The organism is Finegoldia sp. P3-F-LR (assembly GCF_052932165.1).
The window spans coordinates 1-18584 of sequence record NZ_JBRFJE010000016.1; the positions used below are offsets into that span (position 1 = coordinate 1).

Consider the following 18584-nt stretch of genomic DNA (forward strand, 5'->3'; position numbering starts at 1 on the left):
AGATTAAATCTCAAGGAGGGGACGAGTACACTCTATCTAATAACAATATTATACAGTAAAACTGAATAATACTTAGTCGATAAAGGGTTATAGGTTACCTTTAACAACCTAAATACATTATATAAGGTGGAAATCATCAATGGGTGAACTAAAGAAAAGAGAAGAATTCAAATCGGATAAAAGTAGAGTTTTCCAAACGATAAAAGATAGATTATTAGACAATTCAAAACCAACGGGAGTTGAAAATCAATACGTAATAGATAACTTGGGAGTTACAATGACCTACACTATAAAAGAAATCGTTGAAAACGAAAAAATGTACATCGATTTAAACTCCAAAAGCATAGATGGATATTTGAATTTTGATTTTGGAGATACTAATTCAGGAAGTTTTGTGGATGTTGATATGAAACTTCACAATAAATCATTATTCGGCGGATTGATGAATTTCGTAATGGATGCGGAAAAGCTAGAGAATAAATTAGTGTATGAATTGAAAAAAGAATTGGGAGAATTATAGAACTTCAATGTTTTCAATTGAATAATATATGACATAGTCCTCATGATTGTAATTCAAAATTTCTTGTTTTGAATAACTTTCATGGGGATTTTTTGGTTTTATAATGATAATTTTTTCTAAATCTAGTCAAAAGTACTTCGAATATTACAAAAATGTAATATTTTAGACTGTTGTACTCAATTAACAAATGAAATTAAAATTTGCTGTAACCTTTTTGTAACCCTTAATTTTCAAGCATTTAACAATTTTAAAATTTGAGCGAATAGATACAAAGAGTTCTAATGATAACAAATATCGTTTAAATGGGCAAAAATATGTTCCTTTTTCTTGAATTATTTTTCTCGGTTTAATAAAATAGCCGAGTAGTAAAAATTAAACACAAAAAAATCTAAAAAAGAAAGAGGAGATACAAATGAATTTTAGAAAGTTAATTTTAAATTCTTCGGTTGTCATTATGACAAGTTTATTAGCATTTGTACCATCAAATTCACAAGCAAAAGATTTAAATAATGTTAAAGTAGAACAAAAATCAAGTGAAAATATACAATCAAAAAAATATTGGATAAATGATGATACAGATTTGTTTAAGGAAGAAAATGAACATAGTAAAATAATCGAAGTATTGGAACAAGGTGACAATGTAAAAGTTGAAAAAATCGGAGAAGTTTTTGCGAAAGTAAATTTCACAAGAGATGACAAAAAATTCGAAGGTTTTATTTTCAAATCATATTTGTCAGAAAAAGAAGTTAAACCAGATCCAAACAAATTTGAAGGATGGGTTAACGAAGAAACTAAAGTTTTCGATTCAAAAGAAAAGGAAGCAAAAGAATTGGGAGTAATCGACAAAGACTCAGAAATCAAGGGTCATATCGATGAAGATAATTTAAGAATTACTTATTTTGGAAGAACTGCTTATATTGTTGCAAAGAATACAACAAAGGAATCTCCAGAAGACAGAGATAAGAGATTAGCAAAAGAAAGAAAAATCCAAGCTCAAAAACTTGCAGAAAAAAGAAAAAAAGAACAAGAAGAAAGAGCAAAGAAGGAAAAACAACAAGCACAATCAGCTCCTCAAAATGTTTCAGGAAGAACTATCACAATGAGATCTACTGCTTATACTTCAGATCCTGCAGAAAATGGTGGATATTCTACAACTGCAATGGGAACGGCAATTAGATATGGTGTGGCAGCTGTGGATCCTAGAGTTATTCCATTAGGAACTAGATTGTACATTGAAGGTTATGGATACGCTAGAGCAGAAGATACTGGTGGAGCTATTAAAGGAAATAGAATCGACTTAGTATTTGGTTCAAAATCTCAAAGCAATAATTGGGGAAGAAGAACTGTTAGAGTTACAATTTTAAATTAATTAAATATTATTACTACGATTAATGAAGGCGATGAATTTCATCGTCTTTTTTGATTGACAAATACATAAGATATGATATAATAAAAAGTTTTGTTATTGAATTAAGTTTGTGATTAAGCTATAATATAAGGTGAGGTGATAGTATGTTTAAAATAGGCGATAAGATTGTTTATCCTATGCACGGTGCAGGCATAATTACCGAAGTACAAAATAAAGAGGTCTTGGGAGTTAAAAAAGATTATTATATTTTGAAAATGCCAATGGGGGAAATGAAAATCTCGATACCTGTAGATAAGATAAATGATATGGGAATAAGATTTGTTGCAGAAGAAGAAACTATTCATTCTTTAAGAGATATTTTAAAGAATAGCGAAGTTGATTTTCCTTCAAATTGGAATAAAAGGTACAAAGAAAATCTCGAAAAATTGAGAACGGGAGATATAAAAGAAACTGCTATTGTGTATAAGGGTTTGTATGAATTAGATTGTTCAAAAGGCCTATCCATGATTGAAAAGAAAGTACTTAATACCTCCAGAAAAATGCTCATTAGCGAAATTGCAAGTGGTTTGAATATTAAACCATCAGAAGCTGAAAGCATGGTGAACGAATTAATCGATTTAGATTAAAATATTTATGAAAGGAGAAATATTTTGTTCAGACGAGGGATGTCAATACTGATATCTATCATCGGGGCTATTTTAGGAATTATATTTACTAATGTTATTTTCAGTAATTTTATTGAAAAATCAACTAGTGTGATTATTAAGATAGTCGCTATGATTGTAGCGGCAGTCGTATTTGGATTTATATTTTATGCTTTGGCTCCGAAATTCATATCAGTAGAATTAAAATTGATAGAATCTATTGAAGATTCTCTTAAAAAGTTCTCTCTGGTCGATATTGTTATAGGGACAATTGGTCTTGTGGTAGGGCTTATACTAGCATTTTTGATATCGCAACCATTGTTAAAATTAAATATTCCAGGGATAGGAACTGTATTGACTGTTATTTTTGAGATAGTGTTCTATATTGGAATGGGGTTTTTGGGTACAAAGCTTGCTCTTAATTATCATGATGATTTTCTCGCATTTTTCGATAGAATCAAAACTAAAGAAAAATCAAATCTCAAATTTTCAAGCAAAGATAGCAAAGTTAGACCTAAAATCGTAGACACTTCTACTATTATTGACGGTAGGATTATAGATATATTGAAGACGGGATTTTTGGAAGGAAATTTAATAATTCCAATATTTGTCATCGAAGAACTTCAACATATCGCAGATTCGGATAATTATTTGAGAAGGCAAAAAGGAAGACGTGGATTGGATATTTTAAAAACTATGCAAACTGAGTACAAGGACAAGGTTAAAGTGGTTGACAAGAGATATCCTAATATTGACAAAGTCGATTCAATGCTTGTGAAAATGTCAGAAGAATTGAATGCAAATTTACTTACGAACGATTATAATTTGAATAAGGTCGCAGACTTGCAGGAAGTTTTCGTGTTCAACATAAATGATTTGGCAAATGCTATGAGGCCTGTTTTCGTAGCGGGTGAGCCGATTAATGTGTCAATCATTAAAGAAGGACGTGAAAACAATCAAGGTATAGGTTACTTAGACGATGGTACCATGATTGTAGTTGAAGATGGCAAAAAATATTTGGGACAAGTTATTGAGTGTACTGTTACAAGTGTTCTTCAAACTTCTGCAGGAAAAATGATTTTTGCAAAGAAATCTGAGGGAAAAGATTAGTAGGTATATATTTTATTTATTATTTGAACTTATTAGAGAACTATTTGTGTAGTTCTCTTTTTTATTGCAATGGCAAATCTTTTTAATTAAATTGATTTTTTGATATAATAATAATGAGGTGTTATATGGATAAATATATTTCAGCTATTATAACTGCGGCTGGATCCTCTCAAAGAATGAATAAAAAAATTCCAAAACAATTTTTGAAAATAAAAGACAAAATGATTTTGGAGATGACTTTGGATGTGTTTCAATCAATTGACGAAATCAAGGAATTCATTCTTGTAATTAGAGAAGAAGACGAAGAATTTGTACGAAATTTTATAAAAGATAAAAATTACAGAGATATCGTAATCGCTATCGGTGGAGACACAAGAGAAAAATCTACATACAATGGCTTGAATAAAGTAAATGAAAATTGTGATTTGATAATAAGCCATGATGCAGCAAGACCGTTTATTAGACGTGAAAAAATACTTGAAGCCATCGAATCTATCGGCGATTATGATGGGCTTGTGGTAAGCGTTGGAGCCAAAGATACTATTAAATACGTTGATGATGATATGAGAGTTGTTAACACTCCTAATAGATCACACTTGTATATGGCGCAAACTCCACAAGTTTTCAAGTATAAGTCTATCAAAGATGCATACAAATTAGTATTTGACGAAAAAATAAATGTGACAGACGATTCATCTTTACTTGAAATCGTCGGTAAAAAAGTTAAAATAATTAAGGGCGATTATTCAAACATCAAAATAACAACACAAGAGGATTTGCTATTTGGAGAGCTAATTGCTAGAAAGAGAGAAAACGAATGAGAATAGGTTTTGGGTTAGATGTACATAAACTTGTTGAAAATAGAAAATTAATATTAGGCGGAGTTGAAATTCCACATGACAAGGGACTTTTGGGTCACAGTGATGCAGATGTTTTGATTCACGCTATAATGGATTCGATCTGTGGTGCACTTTGTTTGGGAGATATTGGCAAGTTATTTCCAGACACTGATATGAAATACAAAGACATAGATTCCAGAGTGCTACTTAGAAAAGTTTTTGAAATCATGGATGATATGGGTTATGAAGTTGGAAATATTGATTCTACGATTTCTTGCCAAAAACCAAAACTTAGAGATTACATTGATACAATGCGTGAAAATATCGCACAAGATTTGCACACTAATACTTTTAATATTTCAGTCAAGGCAACTACAACAGAACAACTTGGCTTTGAAGGCAGATGTGAAGGCATTACAGCTAATAGTGTCTGCATATTGAATAAAAAAGCTTTATAGGTGATAATATGAATTTTCGAAGAAAAATAGCAATAGATTTGGGAACTGCGTCTGTTCTTGTGTATTTGCCAAACAAAGGAGTCGTATTGAATGAACCTTCAGTTGTGGCGATGAATAGCTTTAATTCAAAAATAATATCTGTTGGAAAAGACGCTAAGAAAATTTTGGGGAGAACTCCAGGAAATATTGTCGCTAAGAAACCACTAAAGGATGGCGTGGTCGCAGATTTCAATTCAACAGAAAAAATAATCTCTTATTTGCTAAGAAAAACTTTGGGGAAATCACTTATCAGACCAGAAGTTTTGATTTGTGTTCCTAGTCAAATTACACAAGTTCAAAGAAGAGCTGTCATTCAAGCTTCAAAATACGCTGGAGCGTACAACACATATTTAATAGAAGAGCCGTTAGCAGCAGCTATAGGCTCTGGAATTGATGTAACAGATGCAAGAGGTAATATAGTTGTAGATATCGGTGGAGGAACAACAGATGTGGCGGTGATTTCTATGGGAGGAATTGTAATTAATAAATCAATTCCTGTTGCAGGCGATGAGTTTGACAAAAAAATTCAAGATTTTGTCCAAACAAAATACAACATGATAATTGGAGAATCCACTGCAGAAAAAGTTAAAATAAATGTAGGCAGCGCATATCCTAGAGATGATGGTGAGTTGTACGAAATCAAAGGTAGAAATCTGGTAAATGGATTACCAATGCACATTTACGTTTCATCAAAAGATATTTCAGTTGCATTGAAAAAGCCAATAGATAAAATTGTAGACACTGTTCAAGAAGTTTTGGAACAAACTCCAGCGGAATTAGCGGCAGATGTTTACGAAAGAGGAATCATTATGAGTGGCGGTGGATGTCTTCTGAAAGGATTGGATAAATTAATTTCTGAAAGAATTGGTGTGAACGCTAGGATTGTAGATGGTCCAATCACAGCAGTTGTTAGGGGAACTGGTAAATCATTAATGTGGATGGATAAATTAAAAGAAGACAGTGATTCTCATCAAGATTTGAGAAGAAAAGTAATTGTTAGTAGAATGAGATAAAATTGTAATTATTACAAATTGTATTCATTGTTTGTTAACGATGTGGTATAATATATGTATAAAATAAAATAGGGGGTATTTTGATATGAAAATGATGACACAAGCAAATTTACAATCAGCATTCGGAGGAGAATCTCAAGCAAGAAACAGATACAACATTTGGGGGAATAAAGCTGAAAAAGACGGTTTTAAAAATGTTGCAAGATTGTTCAACGCTACAGCTGACGCTGAAAAAATCCACGCTGCATTACACTTTGATGCATTAAAAGATGTTCACGGTGATTTCGCAGTAACTAGCATGGCTGGTTTCGGAATTGGAAGCACTTCTGAAAACTTAGAAGGAGCTAGAAACGGAGAAATCTTCGAAGCAACTGAAATGTACCCAGCTTACATAGAAGTAGCTGAAATGCAAGAAGAAAAAGAAGCAGTAAGAGCTATGAGATTTGCTGTAGAAGCAGAAAAAGTTCACGCTGAAAGATTCGGAAAAGCAAAAGAATTCGTTGACGGTGGAAAAGACTTAGAAGTAGAAGAAATATTACTATGCCCAGTTTGTGGATACATAGGATTTGAAAAAATCGATGCATGTCCAATTTGCGGATGCAAATCCGAAAAATTCATAGAATATTAATTTTTTGATATAAGCCGGGTAATACCGGCTTATATTTTTAAAATCTGGAGGAAATTATGGTAGAGAAAAAGGTTTGTATAACAAACGAGATAGGACTTCACGCAAGAGCTGCATCCAAATTTTTGAATGAAGCAGTAAAATACAATTCTAATATTGAATTCATAAAAGACAATAAAACATACAGTGCTAAAAGTATTATAAGCATTTTGTCATTATCAGCGCACAAAGGATGTGAGCTTATTTTAAGATGTGATGGTGAAGATGAGCAATCAGCACTTGAAAAATTAAGCGAATTAATTGAAAACGGATTGGATTATTAGAATATAGTGTGAAAATGTTTTTACGAATAAACAGTGCTATAATCGTTTAATTTTGCGAAAAATTAGTGATAATTTATGGTATCATATAATTAAAGAAGCATAGATGGGAATGATTAATTTGGTTTTTTTGGATAAATTTTTTAATATGATCAATACACTAAGATTTTTGGATATCATAGATATCGCTATAGTTGCGGTCTGTATTTACAAATTATATATGATGATAAAAGAAACAAGGGCTGAACAACTCGTAAAAGGATTAGTTATCATATTTATTTTTGTAAAAATTAGTGATTCGTTGAAATTATACACTGTAAATTGGGTTTTGGAGAACATGATGACGGCTTTGGCTATTATGATAATAGTGGTATTCCAGCCTGAACTTAGAAAAATTTTGGAAACAATAGGTAGAAGTAATATTTTGACCAAATCATTTGCGGATATCAGAGGAGAGAAAGTGGATAAGTGCGTGGAAGAAATTGTACACGCTGTATTTTCACTTTCAAGACAAAGAATTGGTGCATTGATTATTTTCGAGAGAAGTACAGGTCTAGGAGACGTTGTAGAAACAGGCACAGTTTTAAATTCTGCGATTTCTAGCGAACTTTTGATAAATATATTCATACCTAATACTCCACTTCATGATGGTGCGGTTGTAATCAAAAATGATACTATCAAAGCGGCGGCATGTTTTTTGCCATTGTCCACAGAACAATCCATATCCAAGGAATTGGGAACAAGACACAGGGCAGCTATAGGAATGAGTGAAAAAAGTGATTGTTTGGCACTTATAGTTTCAGAAGAAACAGGTGGTATTTCAATAGCTGAACACGGTAAAATCAACAGATATGTTGATGAACCAACTCTAACAAAGATTCTGACAAAATTATACAATGATCAAGATTCTTATATTTTCAACAGAAAGGAAATAGAAGATGAAAGATAAATTAAAGAATAGTTCATACTTAAAAAATATTGACTTCAAAGGATTTTATTCAAATAATCTTATAATCAAAATAGTCTGTCTTTTTTTGGCTATATTTTTGTGGTCTTTTGTAATGGGAAATAAAAACCCCGTAGTAACAAAAGATATACCAGTAGTAAACGTTGAATATCGTGGCGTAGATAAGTTAAGAGAAAATGGAAGAGTGATAATATCGCCGAAAACTCCTACAATATCTATGCGTGTGGAAGGAAGAAGAAACACAATCACTAAAATGAAAAATTCGGAAATAAAAGCTTTTGTAGATGTTAAATCTATAAAAGTTGATTCGGAAACATTACCCGTAGAGATAAGCCTTCCTCAAGGAGTTAACGTAGCAGATCAATCTGACGAAACTATTTTGGTGAAGACAGAAACAGTTGATACTGTTAAATTTCCTATAAGAATAATGAAAGTAGGAGATTTGCAGGAAAATGTAGAAATTGATTCTATCAAATTAGATCCAAAAGATATAAAAGTATCTGGAGCTAAGACGTATCTCAACTCAATTGATTACGCATCAGTCAAAATTGATCAATCAAATATTGACAAGGATATCAACTTAGATTTACCGATTAATCTAAGCTTAAAAGACGACACTACAAGATCATACTTGACCAAATCATCTGAAAGCTGCAAAGTAATAATCGATGTATTGCTTAAAAAAGATGTTGAAATCAAACCAGTTGTGACTAATATTCCAGACGGGTTGAAAGTCAAGAAAGTTACATTCAGTAGACCGACAGTAAAGATAAAAGGTCAAGATGATATTATAAAATCACATTCAAATATAACAACAAAAGCCATAGATTTAAAAAGTTTTAAAGAGGGAGAAAACACAGTAGATGTAACATTGGACTTGCCGCAATCAATTGTACTTGCAGAAGGCTCCAACGGAAGAATCACAGCAACAGTTGTCCTGGAAAAATAATATGAAAACTAAAAACGAAATTCCATTGGTAACAATTGTAATAGGTATAATTCTAACAGTAATTTCATTTTATATGGAAAGAGTAGCTGAAACATCACCGGATTTTCCAAAATTACTGAGCCAAGTAATATTTTTCTCATTGCCAATCACATCTTTTATTGGTGTGTACTTTTCAAATAAAACTGAAAATTTAAAAATTTAATAATAAACACATTGTTCTTGTTACCGATTACAAGTTTTATGTTTATAAAAAAGCGAGTGCAAACTCGTTTTTTTATTTGAAAAAGATGCACATTTTAATTGATTTTTACATTATGTGTTATAATTAGATTATAAAAATAGAGGGGGATATTGATGGGAAAATATTTCGGAACTGACGGTATAAGAGGCGTTGCAGGCGAAGATTTAACTGTTGAATTAGCTTATAAGCTTGCGAGAGCAGCTTGTTATAAATTAAAAGATGTAGATAATAAATTAATTGTTATAGGAAAAGATACTAGAATTTCTGGGGATATGTTGGAAGCAGCTTTGATTAGTGGAATTACTAGCATGGGTTTTGATGTTTACAGATTAGGAGTAATTCCTACACCAGCTGTGGCGTATTTGACTAGATTTTACAATGCTTGTTGTGGAATTGTAATTTCTGCAAGCCACAATCCTTACGAATTTAATGGAATAAAATATTTTTCGAATGAAGGTTTCAAATTAAAAGATAGTCTTGAAGAAGAAATCGAATATTTGATTGATCATCAAGATGAAATTAACGTAAAAATTACAGGAGAAAAAGTAGGTAGAGTTTATGAAGAAGAGTGTGCAAAGGATACATATATCAATTATCTTTTGAGCAGGGTTGATTTGGATTTGACTGGTGTGAAGGTGAGCTTGGACTGTGGTTATGGAGCTACTTCTGAAATCGCACCAATTATTTTCAATAGATTAAATGCTGATGTGACTGTTACAAATACAGAATACGACGGAAAGAATATCAACTTCAAATGCGGTTCAACAAATCCTGAAGTTATAAGTAATTTGGTAAAAATTTCTGAATCTGATATGGGATTTTCATTTGATGGAGACGGGGATAGGTTGATTGCTTGTGATGAAACTGGTGAAATAATGGATGGAGACCACGTTATTTGTGCAGTTGGACATTTCTTAAAAGAAAACAACAAGCTTAAGAACAATGCAGTCGTAGGAACTGTTATGACTAATATCGGTCTTATAAAAAGCTTGAAAGAAATTGGCGTGGATGTTATCAAAACACAAGTTGGGGACAGATACGTTCTTGAAGAAATGAGAAAAAATGGCTACATTATTGGTGGAGAACAATCAGGACACATTATTTTCATAGAAGATAATACTACTGGTGATGGAATATTATCGGCGATTAAATTAGCGGAAATAGCTGTGAAATCAAAACAAAAACTATCAGAAATGAACAAATTGATGACTAGTTTCCCACAAATTTTGGTGAATGCAAAGGTTAATAATGAATACAAAAAAGTGTACAAAGATGATGAAGTAATCAATCAAAAAATAGCTGAACTTGAGCATGAATTCAAAGATGAAGGCAGAGTTTTGATAAGACCTTCTGGAACTGAGCCTTTGATTAGAGTTATGATTGAGGGGGAAAACCAAGAATATTTAGAGAAAAAAGCTATTGAATTAAAAGATTTGATAGAAGAAAGATGTGAGCTAATATGAAAACAATAGCGATTATTTCGGCATTAGAAAGTGAACAAGAGTATTTCAGAGAACAATTTAAGCCGGTTAAAAAGGATAAGTTCAATCACTATGAAATATATGTTTCGGAATTTGAAGACAAGAAAATTATAAATTGCGTTTGTGGAATTGGAAAAGTAAACTCAGCAGCTTTAACACAAAGAATTATCGATATGTACAATCCGGATTTGGTAATAAATTGTGGTGTGTGCGGTGGATTGGACAAATCTCTTACTTTTGATGAGGTAATACTTGCGGACAAGTTAAAATACCACGACATAAATTTGGATATTTTTAGCGACAATATTCCTTACACTGACACTTTTGAAGCTGATAGTGAAACTTTGAAAAAATTAGATGAGATTATGACACAAGAAAATTTGAAGCACAAGATAGGCCTTATTGTAACTGGAGATCAATTTATCTCAACTACTGAAAAACAAGAAGAATTATTTGAAAAATATCACGCGTTGGGCACGGAAATGGAAGGTTGTTCCATTGCTCATACGTGCTATCTTAATGATGTGAAGTTTTTGGTTATAAGAAGTTTGTCCGACTTTGCAGATGACGATGCGGATGATGAATTTTACAATGATTTGGAAACAAAAACAAAGAAGGCTGCACATAGTGTAGTTGTATTGATTAAAAATATGTAGAGAAGAGCGTAGGATGAATGAGAATTTGTCCTGCGTTTTTATTTGCTTAAAAATAGGCAAAAAAATACATCTGTACGAAACAGATGTATTTTTTCATAATATCAATAACAAAAGGAAACAAAAAAATCACAAATATAATTTGTGATTATGGTCGGGGTGAGAGGATTTGAACCCCCGGCCCCATGGTCCCAAACCACGTGCGCTACCGGACTGCGCTACACCCCGACGTTTTTATTACTTGCTTATCTCAAGTACTTTATTAGTATACGATAGATTTAGATTTATGACAAATTCATTTATAGCTAAATAAAAGGAGATAAAAGCGATTAGATTTAATAATCACATTTTATCTCCGTTTTACTAAGAATTAAAAAATCTTAACTTTTAATTTACATTTTGTTAATATTCGTAGTAATACTTGAATAATTCGTAGATATATTCGTTGTCTTTACATCCACCCAATTCTCTTACAGAGTGCATTGAAAGAATTGCGTTTCCTATATCAATAGATTGAATATCCAAATTAGAAACGGTAATAGGTCCAATTGTGGAGCCTCCTCTTTTGTCTGATCTGTTTGTGAATTCTTGGCATGGAATGTTTTTATCTAAGCATAATTTTTTAAATATTGAAGAGCTAACAGCATCCGAAGTGTACGCTCCGTTCGCAGCGTATTTTATAACAGGACCGTTGTTGATTAGTGGTCTGTTAGTAGGATCTGCCATTTCTGTGTAATTTGGATGCAAACTGTGTGCTTGGTCTGCACTAATCAAGTAAGAATTGTGCAATACTTCATAGAAGTTTTTATGGTTATCTTCTACGATTTTTTTGAAACAATCGCTAAGAAGTGTGCTGCCTGCACCTTGTTTTGTTGAAGAACCTATTTCTTCGTTGTCAAAAACCATAGCCAATGCTAATGTGTTAGTAACATTTGAATCTATTAATGATTTTATAGAATTAAATGCCATTCCTAAATTATCGATTCTTCCTACTGAATAAAATTCGTCGTTTTCTCCGACAAATTCTCCTTTTTGTCTGTCGTACAAGAATAAATCAAAATCTAAAATATCTTCTGCGTTTATTCCAGTATTTCTTGCCAAAATTTCTTCAAAAGAAATCTTTGAATCTTTTTCTGATAATGCTAAAAGTGGCAAAGTGTCCTTTTGTGCATTGAATTTGTATCCATTATTTACATCTCTGTTCATGTGGATTGCAAGGTTAGGAATTATCAATAAATTTTTGTCTACATTGATATGTTTGATTTCAGGTTTGAATGGATTATCTGATTTCAAAACAACTCTACCAGCTACAGACAATGGACGGTCGAACCATGTGCTTAGTATTGGTCCACCGTAAACTTCAGTGTTTAAAGTCAAAAATCCGTCTTTGTTTACGATAGAATTTGGTTTTATTCTAAAAGTTGGGCTGTCTGAATGAGATCCAATCAATCTGATATTATCGAAATCAGAACTTCCTTTAAAAGCGATAATTGATGAATCGTTATTTGTTACAAAATATCCTTTGCCATTTTCGATTTTCCAATTATCTTTAAATTTTAATTCAGTAAATCCATTTTCTGTTAGTGTTTTTTTGAAATTATCGATAACGTGAAAAACAGATGGACTGTTATCGATAAAACTCATTAATTCTTTTGTTATGTTCATAAAATCACCTCAATAATAGTATACCCAAAAATAAAAATACTTAATAGCAAAAGTTTACAAAAAATATACTTAGTGGTATAATGAAGTTACTTCAGGGCGAGGTTGATTTCCTCACCGGCGGTTATAGTCCGCGAGCATTATGCATGAATTGGTGTAATTCCAATACCGACAGTAAAGTCTGGACGAAAGAAGTAAATGTAATAATTAACATTTAGCCCTAAATATAAGGGCTTTTTTATTTGCCCTTGAAAATCTTAGGAGGTAGGTTATGGAAACTACAAGAAAAAATTCTAGTACTCAAACTATGGTGAAAATCAGTATTTTAGGGGCAATAAGTGCATTGCTTATGATTTTTAAATTCCCTCTACCATTTGCACCACCATTTATGACAGTGGACATAGGAGATTTGGGAGTATTAATTTCAGGATTTGCACTAGGACCTGTAGCAGGTGTATTGACTTCTGCAGTTAAGATTTTGTTGAACTTTATAATTAACGGAACAACTACTGGTGGAGTTGGGGAATTATCTAACTTTATATTATCATCAGTATTTGTTGTTGTAGCAAGTTCAATTTACAACAAAGGAAAAAGCAAAAAATCAGCAATCACTGGATTAGTTTTTGGTGTATTGGCCTACACAGTAGTTGCTTGTATTTCTAACTATTTTGTAATTTTCCCATTGTACGGAATTAATTTGGTTGATTTTACAAAAGAGTTTGCAAAAGTAAATTCATTGGCAGGCACTCCATTGATGTTCGTGCTTTTCAGTATCGTGCCATTTAACATTGTAAAAGGGATCATCGTATCTGCAGTTACAATCGCACTTTACAAGCCAATTTCAAGATTTTTGAAAAAATAATCAATAACATACATGTAAAAATTCATAAAATATACAATGACTCATTAATCTAAAATAATGGGTCATTTTTGTTGTTGTTCAGTTGTGATATAATTTATTTGGTGATATTTATGGAATATATTTTAAATGATTTAAAAGATACTGAAAAATTTGGACAACTTTTTGCAAAAGCTTTAAAAAAACAAGATGTTATATCTTTGATTGGTGATTTGGGAGCCGGAAAAACTACTCTTACTAAATCTGTTGCAAAAAGTTTTGGGATTGAAGAAAGTGTAACCAGTCCGACTTTTTCATTGGTAAATACATACTACGGTGATGTTGAATTAAATCATATTGATTTGTATAGATTAGAAGATGAGATGGAGATAGAATCCTTAGATATAGATGAGTTGTTGTATCCAGAAGGAATTACTATCATTGAATGGGCAAGTCAAGCACAGTCTTATATGCCTAGAAATTTAATTGAAATTTACATTGAAAAAACTGGTGATGTTTCCAGAAAAATTAGAATTGACGGGAACAACAAAAGAGAAAAAGAAATTATAGAGGAATTAAATGAAAATTTTAGCGATTGATACTTCAACTATGATTAGCTCTTGTTCTTTGATGGAAGATGGACTAATCGTTGGAGATTATAATATAAATCAAAAGAAAACTCACAGCGAAACTTTGGTTTTGATGATTGAGCAAATGCTTGAAAAATTAGATACAGATATTGAAGATGTGGACGTGTTTGCGGTGTGCAAGGGACCTGGATCTTTTACTGGTCTTAGAATTGGAATGACCACTGCAAAGACTTTTGCACAAGTTTTCGATAAAAAAATCGTCGGCATATCTACCTTGGAAGCTTTGGCTAATATGATTAGCACTGACAAAATTATTATTCCTATTTTGGATGCAAGAGGTGGGAGGGTTTACTACTCGATGTTCACTAACGATTCAAAATTAGAACGTTTGATGGATGATGATTTGATTTATTTTGAAGATTTGCTTGAACAACTTGACGATGATAAGGAATATATTTTCGTGGGAGATGGAGTGTATTCTTTCTTAGATGAAATCAAATCTAAGGAGAACTTCCAACTTGCAAATTCTTCGTTGAATAATTGCATTACTAGGTCGATTTGTGACTTGGCAAATAAAACCGAAACATTTGATAGCTATTACACTCTTAGCCCAGATTATGTGAGAAAATCACAAGCACAACGAGATTACGAAAGAAGACACAGTAATGATAATTAGAAAGATGGATTCCTTTGATTTGGATGATGTTGTGGAGATTGAAAGGGAAAGTTTTTCAGATGCTTGGAGCAAAATAGGATACGAAGCTTGTTTGAAAAATGAATGTAATCATTATTTTGTCGGAGAAAAAGAAGGCAAAATCGTGGGAATTATTGGATTTTCAATAGTTGTTGATGAAGCTGAATTACAAACAATTTCTGTGAAAAAAAGTTGCAGAAACTGTGGGATTGCAACTGAATTTATAAAATTTATGTTAGATTTTTGCAAAAAGGAAAATGTCAAAAATATTTTCTTGGAAGTTAGAGAGTCTAACCTTGAAGCAATTAATCTTTACACGAAATTTGGATTTCAAAAAAACGGCAGAATTAACGGATATTACGAAACTCCAAAAGAGGACGCATTGAGGATGATGTTGAATATGGATGATATTAAAGAAAATATAATTACACTTGCGATTGAAACGTCTTGTGATGAAACAAGCGTTGCGATTGTAAAAAATGGAAGAGAAGTGTTGAGTAATGTGATTTCTTCTCAAATAGATGTACACAAAAGATATGGTGGTGTGGTTCCGGAAGTTGCGAGCCGCCTTCACTTAGAAGCAATGAACTCTATTTTGCAACAGTCGTTGGATGAGGCTAATATTACTTTGAAAGATGTGGATGTGATTTGCGTTACAAAAGGTCCCGGACTTATTGGAGCACTATTAGTTGGGATTTCTTGTGCAAAATCATTGAGCTATTGTTTGAAGAAACCACTTGTAGGTGTTAATCACATGCAAGGTCACATTTGTGCAAACTACATTAGCCACAAAGAATTAGAACCACCATTTATTTCGTTGGTTGTATCTGGTGGCCACACTTATTTAATAGATGTTGTGGATTATCAAGATTACGAAATAATTGGATCTACAAGAGATGACGCTTGTGGTGAAAGCTATGATAAAGTTGCACGTGCGTTGGGATTGGAATATCCAGGTGGGCCTGTTATTGACAGGCTTGCAAAACAAGGAAATCCAACAGCGATAGATTTTCCAAGAGTAATGCTTGAAAAAGACAGCTACGATTTTAGTTTTAGTGGATTGAAAACAGCTGTTCTAAATTATTTGAACAATAAAAATCAAAAAAACGAAGAAATAATAAAAGAAGATGTCGCAGCATCTTTCCAAGAAGCTGTCATAGATGTTTTGGTTGAAAAATCTTTTAGATTATTAGAAGAAAAAAATCAAAAAACTTTCGTACTAAGTGGTGGAGTAGCAGCAAATTCTAGATTAAAAGAGAGAGTTTTGGAAAAAGCAAAAGAAAAGGGAATACAAGTGTATTTTCCAGATAAAATCTTGTGTACAGATAACGCTGCAATGATTGCAACTGCTGGATACTACGATTATATCAACGGAAAACAAGACGGACTTGATTTGAAAGTTTATCCTAATTTAGAATTATAAAATGTAACTATAAAATTAAATATTAACATTAAAAAAGGAGTTCTCACTTTAAAATGAGGACTCCGTATTTTTTATTCAACTGTTACTGATTTTGCTAAGTTACGTGGTTTATCTACATCTAAGCCTTTTTTCAAAGAAGTATGATATCCCAACAATTGTTCAGGGACTACTGAAAGTATCGGATACAATAATTCTAAAGTTTTAGGAATGAAGATGATTTCTTCTGAGAAATCTTTCATATTGTCATTTCCTTCAACTGTGATTGTGAATACTTTCGCTCCTCTTGTCACAACTTCTTGAACATTTGAAATTGTCTTTTCAGCTAATTTTGATTGTGTAATAACTGATAATGCTGGAGTGTTTTGTTCTATCAAAGCGATTGAACCGTGTTTTAATTCTCCTGCAGGGAATGCTTCAGTGTGAATGTAGGAAATTTCTTTTAATTTTAAAGCTCCTTCTTTTACACTCAAGAAGTCCAATCCACGTCCGATAAAGAACATCGATTTATCTTCCTTGATAGCTTCAGCTATTTTTTCAGTTATTGATTCTGATTTTAGTGTTTCATCTATTTTTTCAGGCATTGTTTTTAATTCTTCGATGTATTTTGAATATTCAGAATCTTCAATTGTGCCTAATTTCTTTGCAAAATCCAAAGCCAACATTATCACTGTAACCAATTGTGAAATGTATGCTTTAGTACTGGCTACTGCAATTTCTGGACCTGCCAAAGTGTAGATAACCTTGTCAGCTTCTCTTGCTATTGATGAGCCAACTACGTTTGTAACTGCCAAGATTTTTGCACCTTTGTTTTTGGATTCTCTAAGAGCTGCCAATGTATCAGCAGTTTCTCCTGATTGAGAAATCAAAATCACTAGAGTGTTTTCATCGATAAATGGATCGTTGTATCTGAATTCTGATGCGATATCAGTAATTACAGGTATTTTTGCCAATTTTTCAATAGCAACTTTACCAACTTCACCTGCATGATAAGCTGTACCACATGCTACGATGTATACTTTGTTTATTTTTGATAATTCTTCTTTAGTTAATGAATTTTCTGCAAAATCTATTACGTTATTTTTTACATTAACCTCCAAAGTCTTCTTAACAACTTCTGGTTGTTCGTGAATTTCTTTTAACATAAAATGCTCATAGCCACTTTTACTAGCTTGATCAATTGTCATGTCTACAGTTTTAACTTCACGATCTACTTTTTCGAAATCTTTATCGTAAATTGTGTAATTTTTCTTATCTATTTCTACGATGTCTCCATTTTCCAAATACACGATGTCTCTTGTGTATTTTAAAACAGAAGGAATATCACTTGCTAGAATTATTCCGTCGTCACATTTTCCTAAAATCAACGGAGATTCTTTTCTTACAGCGATTAGTTTGTCTTTTTCGTATTCTGAAACAATTCCTAATGCATAAGCTCCCTTTAATCTTTTGATTGTAGATTTTACTGCTTCTAATAAATCGTCTTTATAGTACTGGCTAATCAATGCAACAACAATTTCTGTGTCTGTAGTTGATTTGAAAGTGTAGCCATTATCTTCTAATTCTTTTTTTAATTCTTTGTAATTTTCGATAATACCGTTGTGAACAACTGAGAATTTACCATCTTCACTTACTTGTGGGTGAGCGTTAATTTCATTTGGTTCACCGTGAGTTGCCCATCTAATGTGACCGATTCCGACACTTGCGTTGTTGTCGATTTCATCGATAGAATCTATTAAATTTTGCAATTTTCCTTTTCTTTTTACTGTTTCGATTTTATCTGTTACTACAGAAATACCGCTTGAATCATAACCTCTGTATTCCAGAGATTTTAATCCGTTTAATATGATTTCTACGGCTGATTTTTCGCCGTTATAACATACTATTCCGCACATATATTTACCTCCAAATTTTTTAGAGATACACTTCATTATTTTTGTTTCAAAATTGCTCTTGAACTTTGTTAAATGCTAAGGCTGTGTTACCTATAGAGCTCCCGCCGAAAAATTCGATAACTCTATCCCTCGTTAACCGTAAAGGTCTGGCGCTTTTTTGTTTTTATCTCTTGAGATATTATATCAAATATAAAATGTAGTGTAAATTTTATTAGCAAATTGCAATAATTTTGTAACAAATGAAAAAATAATAATGA

Annotated in this window: 20 protein-coding genes, 1 tRNA gene, 1 pseudogene and 1 riboswitch; of the genes and pseudogenes, 19 read left to right on the forward strand and 3 right to left on the reverse strand. The window is 32.2% G+C overall.

Going from position 1 to position 18584, the window contains the following annotated elements; translation table 11 throughout:
* Positions 1-139 precede the first annotated feature (139 nt).
* The 14 genes from ACU68U_RS06795 to ACU68U_RS06860 all read left to right on the forward strand — a co-directional run bounded on the left by ACU68U_RS06795 (position 140) and on the right by ACU68U_RS06860 (position 11231).
* Complete coding sequence (locus tag ACU68U_RS06795) at positions 140-520, forward strand: hypothetical protein (RefSeq protein WP_154272325.1); 381 nt, start codon at positions 140-142, stop codon at positions 518-520.
* Between the two features lie 412 nt (positions 521-932).
* On the forward strand, positions 933-1889 hold the full coding sequence (locus ACU68U_RS06800) for a 3D domain-containing protein (RefSeq protein ID WP_278730553.1): 957 nt from the start codon (positions 933-935) through the stop codon (positions 1887-1889).
* A gap of 143 nt (positions 1890-2032) precedes the next feature.
* Positions 2033-2515 carry a CarD family transcriptional regulator gene (locus ACU68U_RS06805; protein ID WP_278726238.1) on the forward strand — a complete coding sequence of 161 codons (483 nt, stop codon included), beginning with the start codon at positions 2033-2035 and terminating at the stop codon, positions 2513-2515.
* A 24-nt stretch (positions 2516-2539) separates the two neighbouring features.
* Positions 2540-3643: a PIN/TRAM domain-containing protein gene (locus tag ACU68U_RS06810; protein ID WP_094208948.1), complete on the forward strand. Its 1104-nt coding sequence runs from the start codon at positions 2540-2542 to the stop codon at positions 3641-3643.
* A gap of 125 nt (positions 3644-3768) precedes the next feature.
* Positions 3769-4464: a 2-C-methyl-D-erythritol 4-phosphate cytidylyltransferase gene (gene ispD, locus ACU68U_RS06815; RefSeq protein WP_094207462.1), complete on the forward strand. Its 696-nt coding sequence runs from the start codon at positions 3769-3771 to the stop codon at positions 4462-4464.
* A complete protein-coding gene (gene ispF, locus ACU68U_RS06820; protein ID WP_094207461.1) occupies positions 4461-4940 on the forward strand; it encodes a 2-C-methyl-D-erythritol 2,4-cyclodiphosphate synthase in 480 nt (159 codons plus the stop codon). Before ispD ends, ispF begins: the two co-directional genes overlap by 4 nt.
* 8 nt (positions 4941-4948) lie before the next feature.
* Positions 4949-5992 carry a rod shape-determining protein gene (gene mreB, locus ACU68U_RS06825; protein ID WP_094206067.1) on the forward strand — a complete coding sequence of 348 codons (1044 nt, stop codon included), beginning with the start codon at positions 4949-4951 and terminating at the stop codon, positions 5990-5992.
* Positions 5993-6077: 85 nt separating this feature from the next.
* Positions 6078-6620, forward strand: a complete 543-nt coding sequence (locus tag ACU68U_RS06830) for a rubrerythrin family protein (protein ID WP_094206066.1) — start codon at positions 6078-6080, stop codon at positions 6618-6620.
* A gap of 56 nt (positions 6621-6676) precedes the next feature.
* Positions 6677-6940, forward strand: a complete 264-nt coding sequence (locus ACU68U_RS06835) for an HPr family phosphocarrier protein (RefSeq protein WP_094223703.1) — start codon at positions 6677-6679, stop codon at positions 6938-6940.
* 103 nt (positions 6941-7043) lie between these two features.
* The gene (cdaA, locus tag ACU68U_RS06840; protein WP_002835149.1) at positions 7044-7886 is read left to right on the forward strand and encodes a diadenylate cyclase CdaA; all 843 of its coding nucleotides are present in this window, start codon (positions 7044-7046) and stop codon (positions 7884-7886) included.
* Positions 7876-8853, forward strand: a complete 978-nt coding sequence (locus tag ACU68U_RS06845) for a CdaR family protein (protein ID WP_154253706.1) — start codon at positions 7876-7878, stop codon at positions 8851-8853. The genes cdaA and ACU68U_RS06845 overlap by 11 nt, the downstream gene beginning before the upstream one ends.
* A 1-nt stretch (position 8854) precedes the next feature.
* On the forward strand, positions 8855-9055 hold the full coding sequence (locus ACU68U_RS06850) for a hypothetical protein (RefSeq protein WP_154253704.1): 201 nt from the start codon (positions 8855-8857) through the stop codon (positions 9053-9055).
* Positions 9056-9207: 152 nt separating this feature from the next.
* Positions 9208-10557: a phosphoglucosamine mutase gene (gene glmM, locus ACU68U_RS06855; RefSeq protein ID WP_446763009.1), complete on the forward strand. Its 1350-nt coding sequence runs from the start codon at positions 9208-9210 to the stop codon at positions 10555-10557.
* The gene (locus ACU68U_RS06860; RefSeq protein ID WP_094207456.1) at positions 10554-11231 is read left to right on the forward strand and encodes a 5'-methylthioadenosine/adenosylhomocysteine nucleosidase; all 678 of its coding nucleotides are present in this window, start codon (positions 10554-10556) and stop codon (positions 11229-11231) included. The genes glmM and ACU68U_RS06860 overlap by 4 nt, the downstream gene beginning before the upstream one ends.
* 148 nt (positions 11232-11379) lie before the next feature.
* Here ACU68U_RS06860 and ACU68U_RS06865 read toward each other — a convergent pair.
* Both ACU68U_RS06865 and ACU68U_RS06870 read right to left on the reverse strand, forming a co-directional pair.
* Positions 11380-11456, reverse strand: a tRNA-Pro gene (locus ACU68U_RS06865).
* Positions 11457-11630: 174 nt separating this feature from the next.
* The gene (locus ACU68U_RS06870) at positions 11631-12893 is read right to left on the reverse strand and encodes a M18 family aminopeptidase (RefSeq protein WP_446763010.1); all 1263 of its coding nucleotides are present in this window, start codon (positions 12891-12893) and stop codon (positions 11631-11633) included.
* 83 nt (positions 12894-12976) lie between these two features.
* Positions 12977-13091: riboswitch (FMN riboswitch) on the forward strand.
* A gap of 70 nt (positions 13092-13161) precedes the next feature.
* Here ACU68U_RS06870 and ACU68U_RS06875 point away from each other — a divergent pair.
* The 5 genes and pseudogenes from ACU68U_RS06875 to tsaD all read left to right on the forward strand — a co-directional run bounded on the left by ACU68U_RS06875 (position 13162) and on the right by tsaD (position 16435).
* Positions 13162-13752 carry an ECF transporter S component gene (locus ACU68U_RS06875; RefSeq protein WP_094203992.1) on the forward strand — a complete coding sequence of 197 codons (591 nt, stop codon included), beginning with the start codon at positions 13162-13164 and terminating at the stop codon, positions 13750-13752.
* 110 nt (positions 13753-13862) lie between these two features.
* On the forward strand, positions 13863-14327 hold the full coding sequence (gene tsaE, locus ACU68U_RS06880) for a tRNA (adenosine(37)-N6)-threonylcarbamoyltransferase complex ATPase subunit type 1 TsaE (RefSeq protein WP_227904932.1): 465 nt from the start codon (positions 13863-13865) through the stop codon (positions 14325-14327).
* Positions 14308-14994 (forward strand): tRNA (adenosine(37)-N6)-threonylcarbamoyltransferase complex dimerization subunit type 1 TsaB, encoded by a 687-nt coding sequence (tsaB, locus tag ACU68U_RS06885; protein WP_446763011.1) that lies wholly within the window; start codon positions 14308-14310, stop codon positions 14992-14994. Before tsaE ends, tsaB begins: the two co-directional genes overlap by 20 nt.
* 4 nt (positions 14995-14998) lie before the next feature.
* Positions 14999-15391: pseudogene (gene rimI, locus ACU68U_RS06890) on the forward strand (ribosomal protein S18-alanine N-acetyltransferase); the annotation flags it as partial.
* Between the two features lie 21 nt (positions 15392-15412).
* Entirely contained in the window at positions 15413-16435 is a 1023-nt protein-coding gene (tsaD, locus tag ACU68U_RS06895; protein ID WP_446763024.1) for a tRNA (adenosine(37)-N6)-threonylcarbamoyltransferase complex transferase subunit TsaD, read from the forward strand.
* A 71-nt stretch (positions 16436-16506) separates the two neighbouring features.
* On the opposite strand, the gene glmS is transcribed toward tsaD, so the two are convergent.
* A complete protein-coding gene (glmS, locus tag ACU68U_RS06900; RefSeq protein ID WP_446763012.1) occupies positions 16507-18327 on the reverse strand; it encodes a glutamine--fructose-6-phosphate transaminase (isomerizing) in 1821 nt (606 codons plus the stop codon).
* Between the last annotated feature and the right edge of the window lie 257 nt (positions 18328-18584).

What these genes read in the sequence shown, in the direction of transcription:
- ACU68U_RS06845 (WP_154253706.1), top strand. Translation starts at nt 7,876, where the DNA reads ATGAAAGATAAATTAAAGAATAGTTCATACTTAAAAAATATTGACTTC.
- ACU68U_RS06875 (WP_094203992.1), top strand. Translation starts at nt 13,162, where the DNA reads ATGGAAACTACAAGAAAAAATTCTAGTACTCAAACTATGGTGAAAATC.
- ACU68U_RS06795 (WP_154272325.1), top strand. Translation starts at nt 140, where the DNA reads ATGGGTGAACTAAAGAAAAGAGAAGAATTCAAATCGGATAAAAGTAGA.
- glmM (WP_446763009.1), top strand. Translation starts at nt 9,208, where the DNA reads ATGGGAAAATATTTCGGAACTGACGGTATAAGAGGCGTTGCAGGCGAA.
- ACU68U_RS06835 (WP_094223703.1), top strand. Translation starts at nt 6,677, where the DNA reads ATGGTAGAGAAAAAGGTTTGTATAACAAACGAGATAGGACTTCACGCA.
- ispF (WP_094207461.1), top strand. Translation starts at nt 4,461, where the DNA reads ATGAGAATAGGTTTTGGGTTAGATGTACATAAACTTGTTGAAAATAGA.
- ACU68U_RS06870 (WP_446763010.1), bottom strand. Translation starts at nt 12,893, where the DNA reads ATGAACATAACAAAAGAATTAATGAGTTTTATCGATAACAGTCCATCT.
- ACU68U_RS06805 (WP_278726238.1), top strand. Translation starts at nt 2,033, where the DNA reads ATGTTTAAAATAGGCGATAAGATTGTTTATCCTATGCACGGTGCAGGC.
- ACU68U_RS06860 (WP_094207456.1), top strand. Translation starts at nt 10,554, where the DNA reads ATGAAAACAATAGCGATTATTTCGGCATTAGAAAGTGAACAAGAGTAT.
- ACU68U_RS06830 (WP_094206066.1), top strand. Translation starts at nt 6,078, where the DNA reads ATGAAAATGATGACACAAGCAAATTTACAATCAGCATTCGGAGGAGAA.
- tsaB (WP_446763011.1), top strand. Translation starts at nt 14,308, where the DNA reads ATGAAAATTTTAGCGATTGATACTTCAACTATGATTAGCTCTTGTTCT.
- ACU68U_RS06800 (WP_278730553.1), top strand. Translation starts at nt 933, where the DNA reads ATGAATTTTAGAAAGTTAATTTTAAATTCTTCGGTTGTCATTATGACA.
- ACU68U_RS06850 (WP_154253704.1), top strand. Translation starts at nt 8,855, where the DNA reads ATGAAAACTAAAAACGAAATTCCATTGGTAACAATTGTAATAGGTATA.
- tsaE (WP_227904932.1), top strand. Translation starts at nt 13,863, where the DNA reads ATGGAATATATTTTAAATGATTTAAAAGATACTGAAAAATTTGGACAA.
- tsaD (WP_446763024.1), top strand. Translation starts at nt 15,413, where the DNA reads ATGGATGATATTAAAGAAAATATAATTACACTTGCGATTGAAACGTCT.
- glmS (WP_446763012.1), bottom strand. Translation starts at nt 18,327, where the DNA reads ATGTGCGGAATAGTATGTTATAACGGCGAAAAATCAGCCGTAGAAATC.
- mreB (WP_094206067.1), top strand. Translation starts at nt 4,949, where the DNA reads ATGAATTTTCGAAGAAAAATAGCAATAGATTTGGGAACTGCGTCTGTT.
- ispD (WP_094207462.1), top strand. Translation starts at nt 3,769, where the DNA reads ATGGATAAATATATTTCAGCTATTATAACTGCGGCTGGATCCTCTCAA.
- cdaA (WP_002835149.1), top strand. Translation starts at nt 7,044, where the DNA reads ATGGGAATGATTAATTTGGTTTTTTTGGATAAATTTTTTAATATGATC.